Source organism: Cupriavidus sp. KB_39, from assembly GCF_052114485.1.
GTDB lineage: Bacteria > Pseudomonadota > Gammaproteobacteria > Burkholderiales > Burkholderiaceae > Cupriavidus.
In genome coordinates, this window is the sequence record NZ_JBFREV010000214.1 from 1 (window position 1) to 451 (window position 451).

The 451-nt window shown below is 59.9% G+C and carries 1 protein-coding gene; it reads right to left on the reverse strand.

Annotated elements, in window-relative coordinates:
- Positions 1 to 204 (reverse strand): hypothetical protein (locus tag AB4Z27_RS29600; protein WP_441646057.1); only part of this gene is annotated, 204 nt, incomplete at its 3' end.
- Positions 205 to 451: the final 247 nt, after the last annotated feature.

A 451-nucleotide genomic window follows, 5' to 3' on the forward strand; every position in this document is an offset into this window, starting at 1 on the left:
GCTGACTTCGATCTTCAGTTGTTGCTCGATATCCCGGTCATTGACCTTGAGCGGGAGGATTCTCAAGGTGGAGTCGCTGCTCCGGAAGGCGAGATGCCTGCGGTTCGGGCCCAGGCCCGAGACCCTGAAAGGGAGTTGGTTTCCAGCGAGGAGCGTGATTTGCGCGCCCATTGCCGCGCCGTTGCGACGCAGTAGTTTTGCCATGTCGGGTCCATCAAGTGGTGAACCCGCCCGATTCTCCGAACCGCTCAGTGCCTCAGCAATGAGACGAGTCTGAAATTGGGCGCCATTTTTGCCGCGCTCGCGGCACGCCGGCCCCGCCCATCCGCCTGCTACACTCCCGCCATTCCTAGTCACACACCGCACACCTCCATGGCACAGTACGTTTTCACCATGAATCGCGTGGGCAAGATCGTTCCGCCCAAGCGTCACATTCTCAAGGACATTTCGC